The following is a 1021-nucleotide window of genomic DNA, read 5'->3' as shown; positions in this document are numbered from 1 at the left end:
TGGTCGTCGGTGGGTGGGGTCAGTAGCGGTAGTGGTCGGGCTTGTACGGGCCCTCGACCTCGACACCGATGTACGCGGCCTGCTCCGGGCGGAGCGTGGTGAGCCTGACGCCGAGGGCGTCGAGGTGGAGGCGGGCGACCTTCTCGTCGAGGTGCTTGGGCAGCACGTAGACGTCGGTCGGGTACTCCTCGGGCTTGGTGAACAGCTCGATCTGGGCCAGCGTCTGGTCCGCGAAGGAGTTGGACATCACGAAGGAGGGGTGCCCGGTCGCGTTGCCGAGGTTGAGCAGGCGGCCCTCGGACAGCACGATCAGGACCTTGCCGTCGGGGAAGGTCCAGGTGTGGACCTGCGGCTTGACCTCGTCCTTGACGATGCCCTCGATCTGCGCGAGACCGGCCATGTCGATCTCGTTGTCGAAGTGGCCGATGTTCCCCACGATGGCCTGGTGCTTCATCCTGGCCATGTCGGAGGCCATGATGATGTCCTTGTTGCCCGTCGTGGTGACGAAGATGTCCGCCTGGCCGACCACGTCGTCCAGGGTGGCGACCTGGTAGCCGTCCATCGCCGCCTGCAGCGCGCAGATCGGGTCGATCTCCGTGACGATGACCCGGGCACCCTGGCCCCGCAGCGACTCCGCGCAGCCCTTGCCCACGTCCCCGTAACCGCACACGACCGCCGTCTTGCCGCCGATCAGCACATCGGTGGCACGGTTGATGCCGTCGATCAGCGAGTGACGGCAGCCGTACTTGTTGTCGAACTTCGACTTCGTCACCGCGTCGTTCACATTGATCGCCGGGAACAGCAGCGTGCCGTCACGGTGCATCTCGTACAGCCGGTGCACACCCGTCGTGGTCTCCTCGGTGACACCACGGATCTCCGACGCCAGCTGCGTCCACTTCTGCGGGGACTCGCCGAGGGTGCGGTTCAGCAGGGTGAGGATGTGGGCGTACTCCTCGCTGTCCGCGGTCGACGGGTCCGGGGCCGCGCCGGCCTTCTCGAACTCGACGCCCTTGTGGACGAG

1 protein-coding gene is annotated in these 1021 nt (G+C 66.5%); it reads right to left on the bottom strand.

The genetic code is table 11. The features are described 5' to 3' along the window. Positions 1-19: 19 nt before the first annotated feature. A partial coding sequence (locus tag ABZZ04_RS39445) for an adenosylhomocysteinase (protein WP_356937062.1) occupies positions 20-1021 on the bottom strand: 1002 nt, incomplete at its 5' end.

The organism is Streptomyces sp. NPDC006435, from assembly GCF_040612315.1.
Lineage (GTDB): Bacteria > Actinomycetota > Actinomycetes > Streptomycetales > Streptomycetaceae > Streptomyces.
Note: the sequence above shows the minus strand (reverse complement) of the source record. Positions and strands in the feature narration are given on the sequence as shown.